Below are 17469 nucleotides of genomic sequence, written 5' to 3'. Positions count from 1 at the left end.
GTGCGGAGATTCTCGTCACACCAAAGCGGCGATGTTTTCTACATCCCGCTATCGGGCATGGCACAGTAGTGTCCGTGCGAATCACCGTGCTCGGCTGCTCCGGCAGCGTCGTGGGCCCGGATTCGCCTGCCTCGGGTTATTTGCTCCGGGCGCCGGACACGCCACCGCTGGTCCTCGACTTCGGCGGGGGAGTGCTGGGCGCGCTGCAACGGCACGCGGACCCCGGTTCGGTGCATGTGCTGTTGTCTCATCTGCACGCGGACCACTGCCTGGATATGCCGGGCCTGTATGTCTGGCGCCGGTATCACCCGTCCCGCCCCGGCGGCAAGGCCCTGTTGTACGGCCCGAGTGACACCTGGTCGCGGTTGGGCGCGGCGTCGTCACCGTACGGCGGAGAGATCGACGACTGCTCGGACATCTTCGATATCCGCCACTGGGTGGACGGTGAGCCGGTGACGCTGGGTGCGCTCACGGTGGTGCCACGGGTGGTTGCGCACCCCACCGAGTCCTACGGTCTGCGGATCACCGATTCCACCGGCGCGTGCCTGGTCTACAGCGGCGACACCGGCGTCTGCGATCAGCTGGTCGAGCTGGCCCGCGGTGCGGATGTGTTCCTGTGCGAGGCCTCCTGGACGCACTCGCCGGACCGTCCCCGCGATCTTCATCTGTCCGGCACCGAAGCCGGCAGGGCCGCCAAACAAGCGGGGGTCCGGGAGTTGCTGTTGACGCATATCCCGCCGTGGACGTCGCGCGAGGACGTCATCACCGAGGCCAAGGCCGAGTTCGACGGTCCCGTGCACGCGGTGGTGTCCGGTGAGACGTTCGATATCGGTCGTGCCTGAGACGTTGTCCAGGAGCCGACCGAGCAGCCCTACGGGTTCGTGACTGCGCGCTGCGTGATCCCGCCGGAAACATGGTCCGCATCCAGGAGGTGCGCTAGTCCCGCCGAGCTGTCGCTAGTGTTGGCGTGTGTCCAAACGAGATGACGGTCGCCTTGACGACGAGCTCCGCCCCGTCGTCATCACCCGAGGATTCACCGAGCACCCGGCGGGGTCGGTGCTGATCGAGTTCGGTCAGACCAAGGTCATGTGCACCGCCAGCGTCACCGAGGGCGTGCCGCGTTGGCGCAAAGGGTCGGGCCTGGGCTGGCTCACCGCGGAGTACGCGATGCTGCCGTCGGCCACCCACACCCGCTCGGACCGCGAGTCCGTCAAGGGCCGGGTCAGCGGACGAACGCAGGAGATCAGCCGCCTGATCGGTCGGTCGTTGCGGGCGTGCATCGACCTGCGGGCGTTGGGGGAGAACACGATCGCCGTCGACTGCGACGTGCTGCAGGCCGACGGCGGCACTCGGACCGCGGCCATCACCGGCGCCTACGTGGCGTTGGCCGACGCGGTGACCTACCTGTCGGCCGCCGGCAAGCTGTCGGATCCGAGGCCGCTGTCGTGCGCCATCGCGGCGGTCAGCGTCGGCGTGGTCGACGGCAGGGTCCGGGTCGATCTGCCCTACGAGGAAGACTCGCGCGCCGAGGTGGACATGAACGTCGTCGCCACCGACACCGGCACCCTGGTCGAGATCCAGGGGACCGGTGAGGGCGCGACGTTCCCGCGCTCGACGCTGGACAAGCTGCTGGATCTGGCGTTGAGCGCGTGTGACAAGTTGTTCGAAGCTCAGCGCGAGGCGTTGGCGGCGCCGTATCCGGGCGTGCTGCCCGAGGGGCCCCCGCCGTCGAAGGCGTTCGGAAGCTAGCTCGCGCCCGCCGCGATGGCCTGGTCCACTTCGATTGCGCGGCTTGCCATTTCGGCGTGTGCCTTGTCCAGCGCGTCGGCCTGATCCTCGTCCGCCTTCATCAGTGTCTCGATGTCGAAGCCGGCCATGTCGAGGACACCCATCTCCGAGAAGGCCTTCTGCACCTTGTCCCCCCACAACCCGATGTCCTTGACGATCGGCACGATGCGGCTGAACAGATGCGAGCGGAACTGGATCATCAGCGGCGACGTGTCCACCCACTCGGCGCAGGCTTGGACGTCGAGGCCGAGGGTCTCGAAAACCTCCTCGCCGCGGAAGCGGTCACGCATCAGATAGCAGGCGTCCACGACGAACTCTTCACGCTCGTCGCGCTCGGCTTCCGTCAGCGCACAGTAGTAGTCCTTCAACGAGATTCGGCCGAAGGCGACGTGACGCGCCTCGTCCTGCATGACGTAGGCCAGCAACTGCTTGGCCAGCGAGTCCTGCGGCGCCATGTCACGCAGCACGCCGAAGGCGGCGAGTGCGAGCCCCTCGATGAGGACCTGCATGCCGAGGTAGGGCATGTCCCAGCGCGAGTCGCGCAGGGTGTCTTCCAGCAGTGCGGTCAGGTGCTTGTTGATCGGGTAGACCAGGCCGACTTTGTCCTGCAGGAACCGCGCGAAGGTCTCGACGTGTCGGGCCTCGTCCATGGTCTGGGTGGCCGCGTAGAACTTCGCGTCCAGATCCGGGACCACCTCGACGATCTTGGCCGCGCACACCATGGCGCCCTGCTCGCCGTGCAGGAACTGGGAGAACTGCCAGGCCTGAAAGTGCTGGCGCATCTCGGCCCGTCGTGCGTCGTCGGCCGCGTCCCACATCGGGCTGCCGAACAGCGGATGGAACTCGTCGGGGAGCCCCACCGGGTTCGTCGGGTCGACGTCTTGCGCCCAGTCGATGCGCGACTGGGCATCCCACTGTTTGTCCTTTCCCTTCTGATACAGGGAAAGCAGCCGGGCGCGCCCCTCGTCGTACTCCCAGGTGAAGCGGGTGTCGCCGGCGCTGGGGACCTCCCACGAGTACGGCGCCGGCACCTCGGTGTATTTGTCCCTCGTGGTCATGAGCATCCCCTCTCCGCTCGCTGTGACCAGTGGTCATATGACCCATATCACATTGTGCCCCGTGCGGCGGAGCTGTCAACCCTTGACCCGGCTTGACCTGGCCGGGGGGCTAACTTGTTGGCGTGACCCAACTCTTGGTCGCCAGCCGCAACCGCAAGAAGCTGACCGAACTGCGCCGGGTGCTCGACGGCGCCGGGTTGTCGGGCGTGGCGCTGGTGTCGCTGAACGACGTGGAGCCTTTCGGCGAGGCGCCCGAAACCGGCGCCACGTTCGAGGACAACGCCCTGGCCAAGGCGCGCGACGCGTTCGCCGCGACGGGCCTGCCGAGCGTCGCCGACGACTCGGGACTGACGGTGGCGGCCTTGAACGGCATGCCCGGCGTGTTATCGGCGCGCTGGTCGGGCCGGCACGGCGACGACGCCGGCAACACCGCTTTGCTGCTGGCGCAGTTGCGTGACGTGCCCGACGGCCTGCGGGGTGCGGCGTTCGTGTCGGCGTGCGCCCTGGTCTCGGGGTCCGACGAGGTGGTCGTGCGGGGGGAGTGGACGGGCACGATCGCCCATCGGCCGCGCGGCGACGGCGGGTTCGGCTACGACCCGGTTTTCGTGCCCGACGGATACGACCGCACCGCCGCGGAGTTGAGCCCGGCGGAGAAGGACGCGATGTCGCATCGGGGTCGCGCGCTGGGCCTGTTGGTGCCGGCGCTGCGTGAGCTGGCCACGCGCCGAGGGTGAAGCGAGCTCACACCCCGAAGCGCGCCTTGACGTCCTTGCTCTGGAAGTGCTCGACGATGATGCCCAGCAGCGGGATGGTACCGCTGAGCAGCACGCCGATGGTCTTTCCGATCGGCCAGCGGACCTTGATCGCGAGATTGAACGCGGCCAACACATAGACGAAATACACCCAGCCGTGCACCACTTCGATCCACCGGATCTCGTGGTGGAAGGCGATGTGCGAGACGATCTCGTAGCACAGCGCGATCAGCCAGAGGCCCGTGGTCCACGCCATGACGCGATAGCCGAGCAGCGCGGTGCGGATCTTCTCGACGGGGAAGGCGCTCTGCTGCGCTTCAGGGGTCTCGGGGGTTGTCATGCGGTGGTCCTGTTCTGCTTTTCGGCGTCTTCCTTGGCGAGCTCGGCCAAATAGGCGTTGTATTCGCGCAGCGCGGGATCGGGCGGCTGGTATTCAGGTTTGGGCCGCTCGGGCAGCAGCCCGGCGGGTATCTCGGTGATGGCGTCTTTGGTCCGCGGCTCCGGTGGCACCTCTTCGTAGCGGACGAACTTGCGGTAGGCGTAGATGCAGAACCACGAGAACAACGGCCATTGCAGGGCGTAGCCGAGGTTCTGGAAGGTGCCCGACGTCGACTGAAACCGGGTCCACTGCCACCAGCCCAGGGCCAGGCATCCGCAGGCCGCGACGATCACCAACGCGACCAGCGCAGGCCTGCGACGACGTGTAGTGGACACCTCCTGACGGTACCGCGCCGGTAGTCATGACTTGGGACCGACGAACTCGTCGAGGCGGGCGACCGCAGCCTTGCGGTAGACGCGACCTGGTACTTGGCGGGTGTGGTCCATGCAATGCCGAGCTTGTCGAGTGCGTCGCAGAACAGCGCTCGGATGTCGTCGGATCGGTTCGAGAAGTGGTAGCGGACACTCCTGACACCGCGATCGTTCGCCACCACACGGCACCCGTCGCTGTCGATCAAGCCGCGAATGAATTCCTCGGTCGCTTGCTGGACGAGCACGTCCTGCCATGGCTCCAATGCAATCGGCCTCAAGTGCTTCCTGCCCGGACCGTGTTGCGGAAAGAAGCACGGCCAGTGTTTGGAGTAGTGCGAAACCACAACGCAGTTGCTCGGTTGCGGAACTAGGGATGGGCGTTGTGCGGGCATGATCAAGTCGATGGCCTCACGACACCGATCGATAATCGCCGGGTACTTCGTGTCGAGCGTGATTCTGAGTCGCCACACCCGACGGCACCGTGAGATGCACCCGTCGCCTAAGTACAGACCGAGCAGATAGCGTAACTAGTAGGTGGTAGTTGCGGGAAGTCGTGAGTGACGCCGCACAACGACGACGCGTCCGCGATCCTTGGTCGAATTTGTGGTCGGCGTCGCCAGTCCTGCACCGTCGGTCGCGGCACACCGAGTTCACGGGAAATAGCGCAGTCGTTTACGCCAGCTGCGATTAGGCGTCTGGCGGCGTCGAACTGCTCCGCAGGCCTCACGATCACGCTCCCCTTGGCTGGTCTGTGAACACCAAGTTATGGGGCATAGCCGACAAGTTGTCGATGATCGAAGGCGGTAGGCTCCCTAAAACGCGCGGGCGTGGCGGAATGGCAGACGCGATGGCTTTAGGTGCCATTGCTCGAAAGAGCGTGTGGGTTCGAGTCCCTCCGCCCGCACCAGAGCGTTCATCGAAGAGCGCATGTGTCACTCGCCGTTCTGGTGAGTCCGGCTGCTCTATCCGTATGGCCCGCTACCCCGCAGTGGCCATTGCCGAATGGCTTACAGTAGACCAGCCAGTCGGACCCTTCGGAGGCGCAGTTGTCCAAGACGATGTCAATACCCCGCTATCCCGGCGACGTGACCCCTGGGTGGTTGTCGGCGGTGCTCAGTGGGCGCGGCGCGCCCGTCGACGTGGCCGAGGTCGACGTCGTCGCGATCGGCACCGGGCAGACCGGCGCGACCTATCGGGTGACGGCCAGTTACCGAACCGACCCGGGCGATTTGCCGGGGACTTTCGTGATCAAACTGCCCGCCCAAGACGACACCGTGCGCGACCGGGTCGTCATCGGCTATCGCAGCGAGTGCGCGTTCTACGCCACCGTGGCCGACCGGGTTCGGGTGCCGACGCCGCAGTGTTTTTACTGCGAAATCACCGACGACGCCATGGACTACGCGCTGCTGCTCGCCGACCAGGCACCCGCGGTCCAGGGAGACCAGATCGCGGGCTGCGGTGAACAGGAGGCGCGGCTGGCGGCCGTGGCGGTGGCCGGGTTGCACGGGCCGAGCTGGTGCGACCCGGCGTACCTGGATTTTCCGGCCATCGCCTTCGGGCGCCCAGACGAAGCTTCCGCCAACGGCCTGGGCGAGGTGGCCAAGATGAGCGCGGACATCACACTGGAGAAACTCGGCGACCGGATGAGCGCGGGTGACCGCGAGACCTTCACCGCGACAATGGGTTTGGTGACACCGTGGCTGCTGAGCGAATACGACCGATTCGCCCTGCTGCACGGCGACTATCGGCTCGACAACATGCTGTTCGATCCCGACCGAACCCGAATCAGCGTGGTCGATTGGCAGACGCTCGGCGTGGGTCTTCCCACCCGCGATCTCGCGTACTTCACCGCGACCAGCCTGGACCCGCAGTTGCGTTCGGCAATCGAGAACGACCTTGTCGACGAGTATCACCGCGCACTGCTGGGCTACGGAGTCACCGACTACGACCGCGAAACCTGTTGGCGTGACTACCGATTGGGGGTTCCCCAGGCCCTGCTGATCTCGGCACTGGGTTTTGCCTTCGCCGCCGCCACCGACCGGGGCGACGACATGGTGGTGGCCATGCTTACGCGGGGTTGTCAGGCGATCCGGGATCTGGGCACCCTCGAACTCATCGGTTGAGTTGTCCTGCAAGGTATTCGGCTCGGCACGCGTTGCGGGCAAGTTTGCCGCTGGTGGTGCGGGGGATGGTGCCGGCCGCAACGAGGAGGAAGTCCGCGACCCGGACCTGATGTTCGCGCGCGACCGCTGCCCGCACGGCCACCGCGACCGCGTCCTGATCCGTACGCCGCACACCCGCCGCGCGTTCGGCCACGATGACGAGCTGTTCTCCGGAGTTGCCCCGCGGTGAGTCCAAGGTCTCGGCGGGAACGGAGAACGCGGCCACGTAGCCGGTCCGGACGGCCCCCGATGCCAGACCGACGGTGGTTTCGACGTCATGCGGATAGTGGTTGCGGCCGTCGATGATGATGAGGTCTTTGAGGCGACCCGTCACATAGAGTTCGCCGTCCAGGTAGACGCCGAGATCGCCGGTGGCAAGCCAGCACCCGTTGTCGGGCACACCCTCGGCGTGGCTGCCGTCTTCGAGCCGGCACTGCAGTTTGTTGCCGAACGTGCGTTGCGTTTCTTCGGTGCGCCCGAAGTATCCGCGGCCAATGTTGTTGCCGTGCACCCAGATTTCCCCGACCGTGCCGTCGGGCACCTCGACACCGTCCGGACTGGCGATCACCACCCACAGGTCAGGTATCGGCTGGCCGCAGGAGACATAGCAGACCGCACCCTCGGTGTCCGGCGAGACCGCCAGCGCGTGACCGGCGGCGAGTTGAACACGGTCGAGAAATACGTTTTTGGCCGACGAACCCGGGGGCGTATTGGTCACCGCCAGCGTCGCCTCCGCCATCCCGTACCCGGGCTTGATCGCCGTCGCGGGCAGGCCATAGGGAGCGAACGCGGCGGTGAACTTTTCGATGGCCGCCATCGTCACCGGCTCGGAGCCGTTGAGTAGGGTCACGACGTTGCTGAGGTCAAGGGGGTGACCCTTCGGCGGTAACCCGCGCTCGGCCGTGAGCTCGAAGGCGAAGTTGGGCGCGGCCGCAAACGTCCGGCCTAGGGCCGCCTCGCTATTCAGCTCTTTGATCCATCGGAAGGGTCGTCGGACGAACGCCATCGGGTCCAGCATCGTGAGATAGCCAGCGCCGCACAGCGCCGGGAACATGATCATCATCAATCCCATGTCGTGATACAGCGGCAGCCAGCTCACGCTGTGGATGCCCCGGTCCAGACCGCCGGCCAGGATCATCTGCAGCGCGTTGGTGCACACACCGCGATGGGTGATCTCCACCCCGGCGGGGGTGCGGGTCGAACCCGACGTGTACTGCAGATACGCGACGTCGTCGGCGACGATGTCCGGCTCGGTGAACATCGCCGCGAGCGTCTCGGGGATCGCGTCTACCGCGATGAGGCGCGGCCGCCCCACCACCGGATGTGCCCGCAGTGAAGCTCGAACCGACTCCGCCGCTGCGGTTGTCGTCAGAACCGCGGCAGGGCGGGCATCGCCAAGCACTGCCGCCAACCGCTCCGCGTGCCCGGACAACGTTGGTGCGAACAGTGGCACCGCAACCCGGCCCGCATGGACGGTGCCGAAGAAGGCGGCCACGTAGTCGAGGCCGTGTGGTGCCAGGATTGCCACCCGATCACCCGGCTGGGTGACCTGCTGCAGGCGGGCGCCGATCGCACGAACCGTCGACCAGAGTTCGTTCCAGCTGAGCTCGACCACGCACCCGTCTTGCTCTCTCGCGTAGTCGACGAAGCGGTACGACGGTCGGTCGCCATACGCCGCCCGGTTCTGATCAAAAAACCCCGTCACCGTCGCGTCGTCCGGTAAGACGATCGTGCCGTCGGCACGAACGTAGTCGTTGATGTCGGCTACTGCTGGCTGGGCAGCAGGAATCAAGGAGGGGTCCCGACTCATGCACAGAGAATAAGAGCGCCGCCGGAAGTACTGCTTCACGAACCGGTGTGGCGCCGATCACTATTCCGCGCGGTCGTGGCGCGCCTCATAGTTAATCGCGCCTGACCGCTTCTTGCGCAAGCTGCAGTCGCGACGTGAGGCCGAGTTTGGCGTAAATGTGGGTGAGGTGGGTCTGGACAGTGCGCGGGGAGATGAATAGCCGGGTCCCGATGTCTTTGTTGCCGAGGCCCTCGCCCACGAGACGGACCACGTCGAGCTCGGTCGGGGTCAACGAGGCCCAGCCGCTGGGCGGCCGCTTCCGCTCCCCGCGGCCGCGCTGCGCGTAGGTGATGGCAGCGTCAGTGGACAGTGCCGCACCAGCCTCCCATGCTGTGTCAAACTCCGTTTTTCCCAGCGCATTACGGGTTGCTTCCAGCGATGCCGTGTACTCGGCGTCGTACACCCGAAATCGGACCGCACCGATGCACTGGCGGATCGCATGCGCGGCGCCGTAGAGCCGCGCCGCTTCCAGATGGTCACCGGCGCCGCGTGCCAGACCGGCTAGGCACTCCAACAAGTCGGGGACAAAAAGGTGTGCCCGCGTCTGTGCGGCGCGCTTGAGCGCGTCGTGCGCGTCGCGCTCTGCTTGCCCGGTCTCGTTCTGCGCCAGCGCTACGCGGGCCCGGGTGGCCAGCGCTTGTACCGTGAACCAGCCCTTGGCGACGGCAACGTCTTGGTCGGCTTGGCGCCGCGCCTCCGCTAGATGACCCCGGGCCAGCGCGACCTGCGCGGCGGGCTTGGCCGTGGTGGTCGCAAGTTCGGGGAGCATCGCGCCGAGCAGCCGTCGGGACGTCTCGCTGGCGGCAGCGGCCGCGTCGACGTCGCCCGCGGCCAGGTGGCCTAAAGCCAGCGCCGCATACAGCACACCTTGCATGTAGGGGCCGATTTGTGCAGCGCCATCGAGGGCCTCGAGCGCGAGAGCGCACCCGGCGTCCCCCTGCCCGCAGTGGGCGAGCACCAGGCAGAGACTGCCTCGAGCGGAGACCTGCCAGATCAAGGTGTGTGCCGCATCCGCTTCGCTCATCAGGGCACGTTGTGCCGCTTCGGCCCCGGCCACGTCTCCGAGGACCCATTGCGCGCCGTTCAGACACCAGCGGCAGCCCCACACGTAAAGCTGGTCGTTGATCGTCTCAGCGAGTTCGCGGCCCTCCGTCCCAGCCGTGAGGACGGTCTCGATGTCGCCGGTCCCGACCATTGCGGTGAATGCCTGCCCGTACAGAGTTTGGCTCAACCGCCAACGGTCGCCCATGGCGCGGGCTAGGTCGGCCGCCTCCGCCAGATAGGGCCATGCCAGGTCGCCTTTCCAGCCGGTAACCCGACCGCACGCGGCCAAAGCGCGCGCCAGCAGCGCCGGATCGCCGAGCTCGCGCGCGATTGTCAACGCGCGCTGGGCTTGTGGGATGCTGTCTGGGTTACGCATGTTGTCGATAAACGCCTTATCGGCCAGCGCTTGAGCTAGGGCCGCCGGGGTCGCACCGGCATCGGGCGCCTCGGCGTCTGCCAGAGCCAGGCCGAGCCAGCTCGATCCTTCCCTGAGGAGGCCACGCGTCAGCCAGAGCCGTTGGGTTGCGGCGAGTCGTAATGCTTTATCGGTGTCGGACCTCTCCCGGCTCCACGCGAATGCGGCACGCAGATTATCGATTTCGGCCTCCGCCTGGTCGAGCAGCTGCCCCATGTCGCTGATCGTCGGATCGTCCAGAGCCGCGGCCATCGCGGTGTAGTGATCGCGGTGCCGGTCTCGAATGACAACGGCCTCAGGGGATTCGGTGAGCTTCTCCTGCGCGTATTGACGCATCGTCTCGAGGAGCAGGTAACGTGTTGAAGCCCCGGCCGTTTCGGCTATCACCAGCGACTTGTCAACGAGCAGGGCAAGCAGGTCCAGCACCTGGTGGCGAGCTAGCTGGTCATCGCACACGACCGTTTGACACGCCGCCAGGTCGAATCCGCCGACAAAAACTGCCAGCCGGCGGAACAAGATTCGCTCCGGCTCGGTCAACAGCGCATGCGACCAGTCCACCGAAGCCTGCAACGTCTGCTGGCGCCGCACCGCGGTGCGTGACCCTCCGGTCAGCAACCGGAACCGGTCCTGCAGGCCGGCGAGGATCTCGTTCGGCGACAACGCCCGCACCCGTGCCGCCGCCAATTCGATCGCCAGCGGCATGCCGTCGAGGCGCCGGCAGATCTCGGCCACCGTGTTCGTATTGTCGTCGTTGATGCTGAAGCCGGGGCGCCCGTGGCCGGCGCGGTCGCCGAACAGCTGCACGGCGTCGTCGGCCAGCGACAGCGACGGCACCCGCCAGGTCGCCTCACCGGCCAATCCGATCGGCTCGCGGCTGGTCGCTAGCACCGTCAACCTGGGGCAGCCGGCCAACAGGGCAGTGATCAGCGCGGCGCTGGCGTCCAGCAGGTGCTCGCAGTTGTCCAGCAGCACCAACATGTTTCGGCCGCCGGCGAACTGCAGCAGGCTGGTCACCGCGGAACGTCCCGGCTGCTCCGGCAATCCCAGCGCCCGGGCGGCGGTGGTCGGCACCAGGTCGGGGTCGGTGATCGGAGCCAGATCGACGTACCAGGCGCCGTCGGCGTAGCCGCCGGCCGCAGCGGCTGCGACCTGGACCGCCAACCGAGTCTTGCCCACCCCGCCGGCCCCAACCAACGTCACCAGCCGGTTGTCGGCCAGCACGGCGCGCACCTCGGCCAGCTCCGTGTCGCGTCCCACAAAGCTGGTGAGGTGGACCGGAAGGTGTTGTGCGACAGAGCCTTCGAGCGTCACGGCCTTGCGGAGGGGTGCGAACTCGTTGCACAGGTCGGGATGGCAGAGTTGCGCGACCCGCTCGGGACGAGGCAGATCGCGCAGGGCGTGTGTGCCGAGTTCGGTCAGCCATGCCTCGTCGGGCAGCGCGTCGGCGATCAGATCGCTGGTGGTGCCCGACAACACCGTCTGGCCGCCGTGCGCCAGCTCGCGAAGTCGTGCCGCCCGGTTGATGGTGGGGCCGATGTAGTTGTTCTCGTCGCGCAGTTGCACCTCGCCGGTGTGCACGCCAATCCGCAGCCGCAGCGGCGCCAGGGGTGCCCGCTGCAGCGCGAGCGCGCAGGCCGCCGCGTCAGTGGCGCGGTCGAAGGCGATGACGAAGCTGTCGCCCTCGCCCTGCTCGACTGGGCGTACACCGCGATGGTCGCTCACCAAGTCCGCCAGCGTTCGATCCAGGCTGGCGATCGCTGCGGTCATTTCTTCCGGCCGGGATTGCCATAGCAGCGTCGAGCCTTCGACATCGGCCAATAGCAACGTCACGGTCCCGGTCGGCAGGGGTCGGCTCATGCCCGCGTCGCTCCAGTCGCTTTCACTCAAAGCCCGGGGATCGATTTCGCTCATGTTAGCCAGCATGCTGATATCGCACGCCGCAGAACATCAGCGGAAGCGCGTATTTTTCGCCCGGCCGGCAGTTAGCGGGGCCCGACGCATCACCGCTGGGCCGCTTTGACCAGGTTCGACCCGATGATCAGCCGCTGAATCTCGCTGGTGCCCTCGTAGAGCCGCAGCAGGCGGACGTCGCGGTAGATCCGCTCGACGGGAACTCCGCGCATGTAGCCGCTGCCGCCGTGCACCTGCACCGCGAGATCTGCTACCTTGCCCGCCATTTCGGTGCAGAACAGCTTCGCCGCCGACGGTGCGATCCGACGGTCCTCCCCGCTCACCCACTGCCGGGCGGTGTCCCGGACGAGCGCACGTCCGGCCAGCACGGAGGTCTGTTGGTCGGCAAGCATCGCCTGCACCAGTTGAAAGCTGCCGATCGGAACACCACCCTGCGTCGCGGTGGCCGCATACGCCACCGACTCGTCCAAAGCGCGCTGGGCGGCGCCGACCGCGAGCGCCGCGATGTGGACCCGGCCGCGCGCCAGCGAGGTCATCGCCGCGCGGTACCCGATGTCCTCGCTGCCGCCGATCAGCGCCTCGGTTCCCACCCGGACGTCGGTGAAGCTGACGTCGGCGGTCCAGGCGCCTTCCTGGCCCATCTTGGCGTCCTTGGCGCCCACTGCCACGCCGTCGCTGTCGGCGGGGACGAGGAACACCGCGATGCCGGGGCCGTCGTCGTCGGCGGGCCGGGTGCGTGCAAAGACCACGAACAGATCCGCGACGGGCGCGTTGGTGATGAAGCACTTTTGCCCGTTGATCACCCAAGCCCCATCGTCTTTCGAGCCATCCCGAACGGCTTTGGTGCGCAGGCCGGCCGGGTTCGATCCGGCGCCGGGCTCGGTCAGCGCGAAGGATGCGACCGCGCCCGACGTGATCGGCTCTAACCAACGCGCCTTCTGCTCGTCGGTGCCGAACCCGACGAGGACCTGGCCGGCGATGCCGTTGTTGGTACCGAACATCGAGCGCAGCGCCAGCGACGTGTAGCCGAGCTCCATCGCCATCTCGACGTCCTGCATCAGGTTCAGGCCGAGCCCGCCCCACTCCTGCGGGATCGCGTAGCCGAACAACCCCATCTTCTTGGCCTGCTCGCGCAAGTCGTCGGGCACCCGATCGTCATCGAGGATCTCCTGCTCGCGCGGGAGCACGGCGCTGCGCACAAAGTGCCGTGTCTGGGCCAAGATCTCCTGAAAGTCCTCGTCCGAGACCTCGGCGGGCGTGGGTCCTGGGTGCATCTCGCTCCTCTTGCTGGCAGCTGGTTGCCGTTGGGTACCCTGTTTGGGCAAGATCCTATATGAAATATGAAATTGGAAACGAAGGGTGTGATCCAGTTGCCATTGCTGAGCGGTCAGACCGCGGTGATCACTGGTGGAGCGCAGGGACTGGGCTACGCCATCGCGGAGCGATTCATCGCCGAGGGCGCCCGGGTGGTGCTCGGCGACGTGAACCTGGAGGCGACCGAGGTCGCGGCGAAACAACTCGGCGGTGACGACGTGGCCCTCGCCGTGCGCTGCAATGTGGCCAAGGCGGACGAGGTCGACGCGCTGCTCAAAACCGCCGTCGATCGCTTCGGTGATCTGGACATCATGGTCAACAACGCCGGCATCACTCGCGACGCGACCATGCGCAAGATGACCGAAGAGCAGTTCGACGAGGTCATCTCGGTGCACCTGAAGGGAACGTGGAACGGCACCCGCCTGGCGGCCGCGATCATGCGGGAAAACAAGCGCGGCGCGATCATCAACATGTCCTCGGTCTCGGGCAAGGTCGGCATGATTGGCCAGACGAACTACTCCGCCGCCAAGGCCGGCATCGTGGGCATGACCAAGGCCGCCGCCAAAGAGCTTGCCTACCTTGGCATCCGGGTCAACGCGATCGCGCCCGGCCTGATCCGTTCGGCGATGACGGAGGCGATGCCGCAACGGATTTGGGACTCGAAGGTGGCCGAGGTGCCGATGGGCCGTGCCGGTGAACCCAGCGAGGTCGCCAGCGTTGCACTGTTTTTGGCTTCCGACCTGTCGTCGTACATGACTGGCACCGTCATGGAAATCACCGGCGGCCGACACCTTTGAGACCCAGCGCCCGGCCCACACAGGAGTAACCATGCGTCAAGCCGTCATCTGTGAGCCCGTGCGGACGGCCATCGGCCGCTACGGCGGAATGTTCAAGTCTCTCAGCGCCGTTGACCTCGGCGTCGCGGCCCTCAAAGGGCTGCTGGACCGAACGGGACTCGCGCCCGACGCGGTGCAGGACGTCATCCTGGGGCACTGCTACCCCAGCAGTGAGGCCCCCGCGATCGGACGTGTGGTGGCGCTGGATGCCGGCCTGCCGGTGACGGTTCCGGGCATGCAGGTCGACCGGCGCTGCGGGTCGGGCCTGCAGGCGGTCATCCAGGCCTGCCTGCAGGTGGCCAGCGGTGACAACGATCTGGTCGTCGCGGGCGGATGCGAAAGCATGAGCAACGTCGCGTTCTACTCGACCGACATGCGCTGGGGCGGTGCCCGCGGTGGTGTCAAGGTGCACGACGGCCTCGCCCGGGGCCGCACGACGGCCGGCGGCCGGCACTACCCTGTCCCGGGCGGAATGCTGGAGACTGCGGAGAATTTGCGTCGCCAGTACGGCATTTCGCGTCAGGAGCAGGACGAGCTCGCCGTGGCGTCGCACCAGCGTGCGGTGGCCGCGCAGAAGGACGGCATCCTGCGCGAGGAGATTGTGCCGGTGACCGTGCCCACCAGGCAGGGCGACGAGTTGATCGACACCGACGAGCATCCGCGCGCGGACACCTCGGTGGAATCGCTGGGCAAGCTCAAACCCGTTCTGCTGTCTGAGGACCCGGACGCGACGGTCACCGCCGGCAACGCCAGCGGTCAGAACGACGCGGCGTCGATGTGCGTGGTCACCACTGCGGAGAAGGCCGACGAATACGGACTGACCCCGTTGGTGCGCATGGTGTCGTGGGGCCAGGCCGGTGTGGCGCCCAACATCATGGGCATCGGTCCGGTGCCCGCCACGCAGGTCGCGCTGGCCAAGGCCGGGCTGCGGCTCGGCGACATCGACGTGATCGAACTGAACGAAGCCTTTGCCGCGCAAGCACTTGCGGTGATGCGGGAGTGGAACTTCGGCGCCGCCGACCACGCGCGGACCAATGTGCACGGCTCGGGCATCTCGCTTGGCCACCCGGTCGGCGCGACCGGCGGCAGGATGCTGGCCACCCTGGCGCGCGAGCTCAACCGCCGCCAGGCGCGCTATGGGCTGGAGACCATGTGCATCGGCGGCGGCCAGGGCCTGGCCGCGGTGTTCGAACGGGTCGCTTCGGCGTGAACCCCCTGGCCGGTATCACCGTCGTCGAGGTATCCAGCTTCGTCGCGGCCCCACTGTGCGGCATGACGCTGAATCAGCTGGGCGCACAGGTGATCCGCGTGGATCCGATCGGCGGCGCCTCGGACACCCAGCGGTGGCCGCTGACGGCGGACGGCACGTCGATTTATTGGACCGGGCTGAACAAGGGAAAGCGTTCGGCCACCATTGATCTGCGCTCGCCCGACGGGCAGGAGCTGGTCCGCCGGTTGATCGTGGAGGGCGACGGCATCGTGGTCACCAACGCGGTGCTGCCCTGGTTGAACTACGACGTGCTGGCGGCCGAACGTCGCGACGTCGTGCACGTGCAGCTGCTCGGGCGAGGCGACGGATCAACCGGGGTGGACTACACCGTCAACGCTGGGATCGGTTACCCGCTGGTCACCGGTCCCGCCGACCACGCCGGCCCGATCAACCACGTGCTTCCTGCCTGGGACGTGTGTTGCGGACTGTACGCCGCGCTGGCCGTCGTGGCCGCGGTGCGCCGTCGTGACCAGACCGGGCAAGGCTCCCGGATCAGCCTCGCGCTCGAGGACGTTGCGCTGGCCACCGCCGGAAACCTGGGCCTGTTGACCGAACCACAGGTGGTTGGGACGCAACGGGAGCGGCTGGGCAATGCCATCTACGGCCAGTACGGCCAGGACTTCACCAGCCGGGACGGCGTCGCGTTCATGGTGGTTCTGTTGACCGGCAGGCATTTTCGTGACCTGGTCGACGTCACCGGGACCGGCACCGCGGTGGCGGCGCTGGCCGACGCGTTGGGGGCGGACTTCACCATCGAGGGTGACCGGTACCGGTACCGCGACGTGCTGTCCGGCTTGTTCGCCACCTGGTTCGGCGATCACACGGCCGAGGAGATCACCGCGGGGCTTTCGGGCAGCACCGTGTTGTTCGAGCGGTACCGCACCTTCGCCGAAGTCGTCGAAGACCCCAAAGTGACTGCCAACCCACTGTTTTCGGTCCTGCACCAGCCGGGCCTCGGGGACTATCTGGCGCCAGCCATGCCGATTGCGTTCGACGGCGCCCACCCGGCCAGTGGACCCGCGCCCGCGCTGGGGCAAGACACCGCCGATGTCCTTTCCAAGTGCCTGGGGTTGACGGCCGACGACATCACGCGCCTGGTGGACGCGAACACGATCGGAGGACAGCCATGACGAGACTTGCCCAGACGCTGGGTCTGACCGAATTTCAGACCGAGATCCTCGCTACGGTCAGGCAGTTCGTCGATAAAGAGATCATTCCCAACGCGGCCGAGCTGGAACGCACGGACAGCTACCCGCAGCACATCGTCGACCAGATGCGCGACATGGGCTTGTTTGGGTTGATGATTCCGCAGGAGTACGGCGGGTTGGGCGAGTCGCTGCTGACCTACGCGCTGTGCGTCGAGGAGTTGGGCCGCGGCTGGATGAGCGTCTCCGGGGTGCTCAACACCCACTTCATCGTCGCCTACATGCTGCGCCAGCACGGCACCGACGAACAGAAGCAGCGATTCCTGCCGCGCATGGCGGTGGGCGAGTCGCGCGGTGCGTTCTCGATGTCGGAGCCCGAGCTGGGTTCCGATGTCGCCGCGATCCGTACCCGGGCCCAACGCAACCCGGATGGCAACTACACCATCAACGGCCAGAAGATGTGGGTGACCAACGGCGGCAGTTCGACGCTGGTCGCGGTTCTGGTGCGCACCGACGAGGGCGCGGACAAACCGCACCGCAACCTGACCGCGTTTCTCGTCGAGAAGCCAACGGGATTCGGCGAAGTGGCGCCGGGTCTGGTGATCCCGGGAAAAATCGACAAGCTCGGCTACAAGGGCATCGACACCACCGAGCTCATCTTCGACGGCTATCAGGCAAGTGCGGACGATATTCTGGGTGGCACCCCGGGGCAGGGCTTCTTCCAGATGATGGACGGCATCGAAGTCGGCCGGGTGAACGTGTCGGCGCGCGCCTGCGGAGTCGGGATACGCGCCTTCGAGCTGGCTGCGCGGTATGCCCAGCAGCGCGAAACCTTCGGTAAGCCGATCGCCGAGCATCAGGCGATCGCGTTCCAGCTCGCCGAGATGGCGACCAAGGTGGAGGCGGCACACCTGATGATGGTCAACGCCGCGCGGTTGAAGGACTCGGGAGAGCGCAACGACGTGGCCGCAGGCATGGCGAAATACCTTGCCAGCGAGCTCTGTTCGGAAGTCACCCAGCAGAGCTTCCGAATTCACGGTGGGTATGGCTACTCCAAGGAGTACGAGATCGAGCGGCTGATGCGCGATGCGCCGTTTCTGCTGATCGGCGAGGGCACCAGCGAAATCCAGAAGCAGATCATCAGCAAGCGCCTGCTCGCGGAGTATCGGATCTGA

At 66.7% G+C, this 17469-nt stretch carries 15 protein-coding genes, 1 tRNA gene and 1 pseudogene; 10 read left to right on the top strand and 7 right to left on the bottom strand.

Annotated features, from left to right (window positions below; all coding sequences use genetic code 11):
• The first annotated feature begins 68 nt into the window (after positions 1 to 68).
• The 3 genes and pseudogenes from G6N66_RS18995 (at position 69) to rph (ending at position 1749) form a co-directional block, all read left to right on the top strand.
• Positions 69 to 842: a cyclic nucleotide-degrading phosphodiesterase gene (locus G6N66_RS18995; RefSeq protein WP_085233205.1), complete on the top strand. Its 774-nt coding sequence runs from the start codon at positions 69 to 71 to the stop codon at positions 840 to 842.
• Positions 843 to 940 (top strand): annotated as a pseudogene (locus G6N66_RS29680) (VOC family protein); the annotation flags it as partial.
• 29 nt (positions 941 to 969) lie between these two features.
• The gene (gene rph, locus G6N66_RS18985; RefSeq protein ID WP_085233204.1) at positions 970 to 1749 is read left to right on the top strand and encodes a ribonuclease PH; all 780 of its coding nucleotides are present in this window, start codon (positions 970 to 972) and stop codon (positions 1747 to 1749) included.
• On the opposite strand, the gene G6N66_RS18980 is transcribed toward rph, so the two are convergent.
• Positions 1746 to 2846 carry a ferritin-like domain-containing protein gene (locus G6N66_RS18980; RefSeq protein WP_085233339.1) on the bottom strand — a complete coding sequence of 367 codons (1101 nt, stop codon included), beginning with the start codon at positions 2844 to 2846 and terminating at the stop codon, positions 1746 to 1748. The two genes, rph and G6N66_RS18980, sit on opposite strands and share 4 nt — an antisense overlap.
• Positions 2847 to 2968: 122 nt before the next feature.
• Between G6N66_RS18980 and rdgB the strand changes: the two genes are divergently transcribed.
• Positions 2969 to 3580: an RdgB/HAM1 family non-canonical purine NTP pyrophosphatase gene (gene rdgB / locus G6N66_RS18975; RefSeq protein WP_085233203.1), complete on the top strand. Its 612-nt coding sequence runs from the start codon at positions 2969 to 2971 to the stop codon at positions 3578 to 3580.
• A 7-nt stretch (positions 3581 to 3587) separates the two neighbouring features.
• Here the strand turns inward: rdgB and G6N66_RS18970 are convergent, their stop codons facing one another.
• The 3 genes from G6N66_RS18970 to G6N66_RS29670 all read right to left on the bottom strand — a co-directional run bounded on the left by G6N66_RS18970 (position 3588) and on the right by G6N66_RS29670 (position 5075).
• Positions 3588 to 3938: a DUF3817 domain-containing protein gene (locus G6N66_RS18970; RefSeq protein ID WP_085233202.1), complete on the bottom strand. Its 351-nt coding sequence runs from the start codon at positions 3936 to 3938 to the stop codon at positions 3588 to 3590.
• Positions 3935 to 4312, bottom strand: coding sequence for a hypothetical protein (locus G6N66_RS18965; RefSeq protein ID WP_085233201.1), 378 nt, complete (start codon positions 4310 to 4312; stop codon positions 3935 to 3937). The genes G6N66_RS18970 and G6N66_RS18965 overlap by 4 nt, the downstream gene beginning before the upstream one ends.
• 535 nt (positions 4313 to 4847) lie before the next feature.
• Positions 4848 to 5075 (bottom strand): helix-turn-helix domain-containing protein, encoded by a 228-nt coding sequence (locus G6N66_RS29670; RefSeq protein ID WP_232079354.1) that lies wholly within the window; start codon positions 5073 to 5075, stop codon positions 4848 to 4850.
• Between the two features lie 94 nt (positions 5076 to 5169).
• Between G6N66_RS29670 and G6N66_RS18955 the strand changes: the two genes are divergently transcribed.
• Together G6N66_RS18955 and G6N66_RS18950 are read left to right on the top strand one after the other, a co-directional pair.
• Positions 5170 to 5255, top strand: a tRNA-Leu gene (locus G6N66_RS18955).
• A gap of 151 nt (positions 5256 to 5406) precedes the next feature.
• Entirely contained in the window at positions 5407 to 6471 is a 1065-nt protein-coding gene (locus G6N66_RS18950) for a phosphotransferase family protein (protein WP_085233200.1), read from the top strand.
• On the opposite strand, the gene G6N66_RS18945 is transcribed toward G6N66_RS18950, so the two are convergent.
• The 3 genes from G6N66_RS18945 to G6N66_RS18935 all read right to left on the bottom strand — a co-directional run bounded on the left by G6N66_RS18945 (position 6461) and on the right by G6N66_RS18935 (position 13003).
• Positions 6461 to 8320, bottom strand: a complete 1860-nt coding sequence (locus G6N66_RS18945; RefSeq protein WP_085233199.1) for a fatty acyl-AMP ligase — start codon at positions 8318 to 8320, stop codon at positions 6461 to 6463. The genes G6N66_RS18950 and G6N66_RS18945 overlap by 11 nt on opposite strands.
• Before the next feature lie 91 nt (positions 8321 to 8411).
• Complete coding sequence (locus G6N66_RS18940; protein WP_232079353.1) at positions 8412 to 11729, bottom strand: helix-turn-helix transcriptional regulator; 3318 nt, start codon at positions 11727 to 11729, stop codon at positions 8412 to 8414.
• 89 nt (positions 11730 to 11818) lie between these two features.
• Positions 11819 to 13003, bottom strand: coding sequence for an acyl-CoA dehydrogenase family protein (locus G6N66_RS18935; RefSeq protein WP_085233198.1), 1185 nt, complete (start codon positions 13001 to 13003; stop codon positions 11819 to 11821).
• Positions 13004 to 13069: 66 nt separating this feature from the next.
• Between G6N66_RS18935 and fabG the strand changes: the two genes are divergently transcribed.
• Genes fabG through G6N66_RS18915 form a run of 4 tightly spaced genes read left to right on the top strand, consistent with a single transcriptional unit; the run spans position 13070 to position 17469 of the window.
• Positions 13070 to 13840 carry a 3-oxoacyl-ACP reductase FabG gene (gene fabG, locus G6N66_RS18930; RefSeq protein ID WP_139825234.1) on the top strand — a complete coding sequence of 257 codons (771 nt, stop codon included), beginning with the start codon at positions 13070 to 13072 and terminating at the stop codon, positions 13838 to 13840.
• A gap of 31 nt (positions 13841 to 13871) precedes the next feature.
• Positions 13872 to 15089, top strand: coding sequence for an acetyl-CoA C-acetyltransferase (locus G6N66_RS18925; protein WP_085233197.1), 1218 nt, complete (start codon positions 13872 to 13874; stop codon positions 15087 to 15089).
• The gene (locus tag G6N66_RS18920; RefSeq protein ID WP_085233196.1) at positions 15086 to 16279 is read left to right on the top strand and encodes a CoA transferase; all 1194 of its coding nucleotides are present in this window, start codon (positions 15086 to 15088) and stop codon (positions 16277 to 16279) included. Before G6N66_RS18925 ends, G6N66_RS18920 begins: the two co-directional genes overlap by 4 nt.
• Complete coding sequence (locus G6N66_RS18915) at positions 16276 to 17469, top strand: acyl-CoA dehydrogenase family protein (RefSeq protein ID WP_085233195.1); 1194 nt, start codon at positions 16276 to 16278, stop codon at positions 17467 to 17469. The genes G6N66_RS18920 and G6N66_RS18915 overlap by 4 nt, the downstream gene beginning before the upstream one ends.

It is taken from the genome of Mycobacterium conspicuum (assembly GCF_010730195.1).
GTDB classification, from domain to species: domain Bacteria; phylum Actinomycetota; class Actinomycetes; order Mycobacteriales; family Mycobacteriaceae; genus Mycobacterium; species Mycobacterium conspicuum.
Note: the sequence above shows the minus strand (reverse complement) of the source record. Positions and strands in the feature narration are given on the sequence as shown.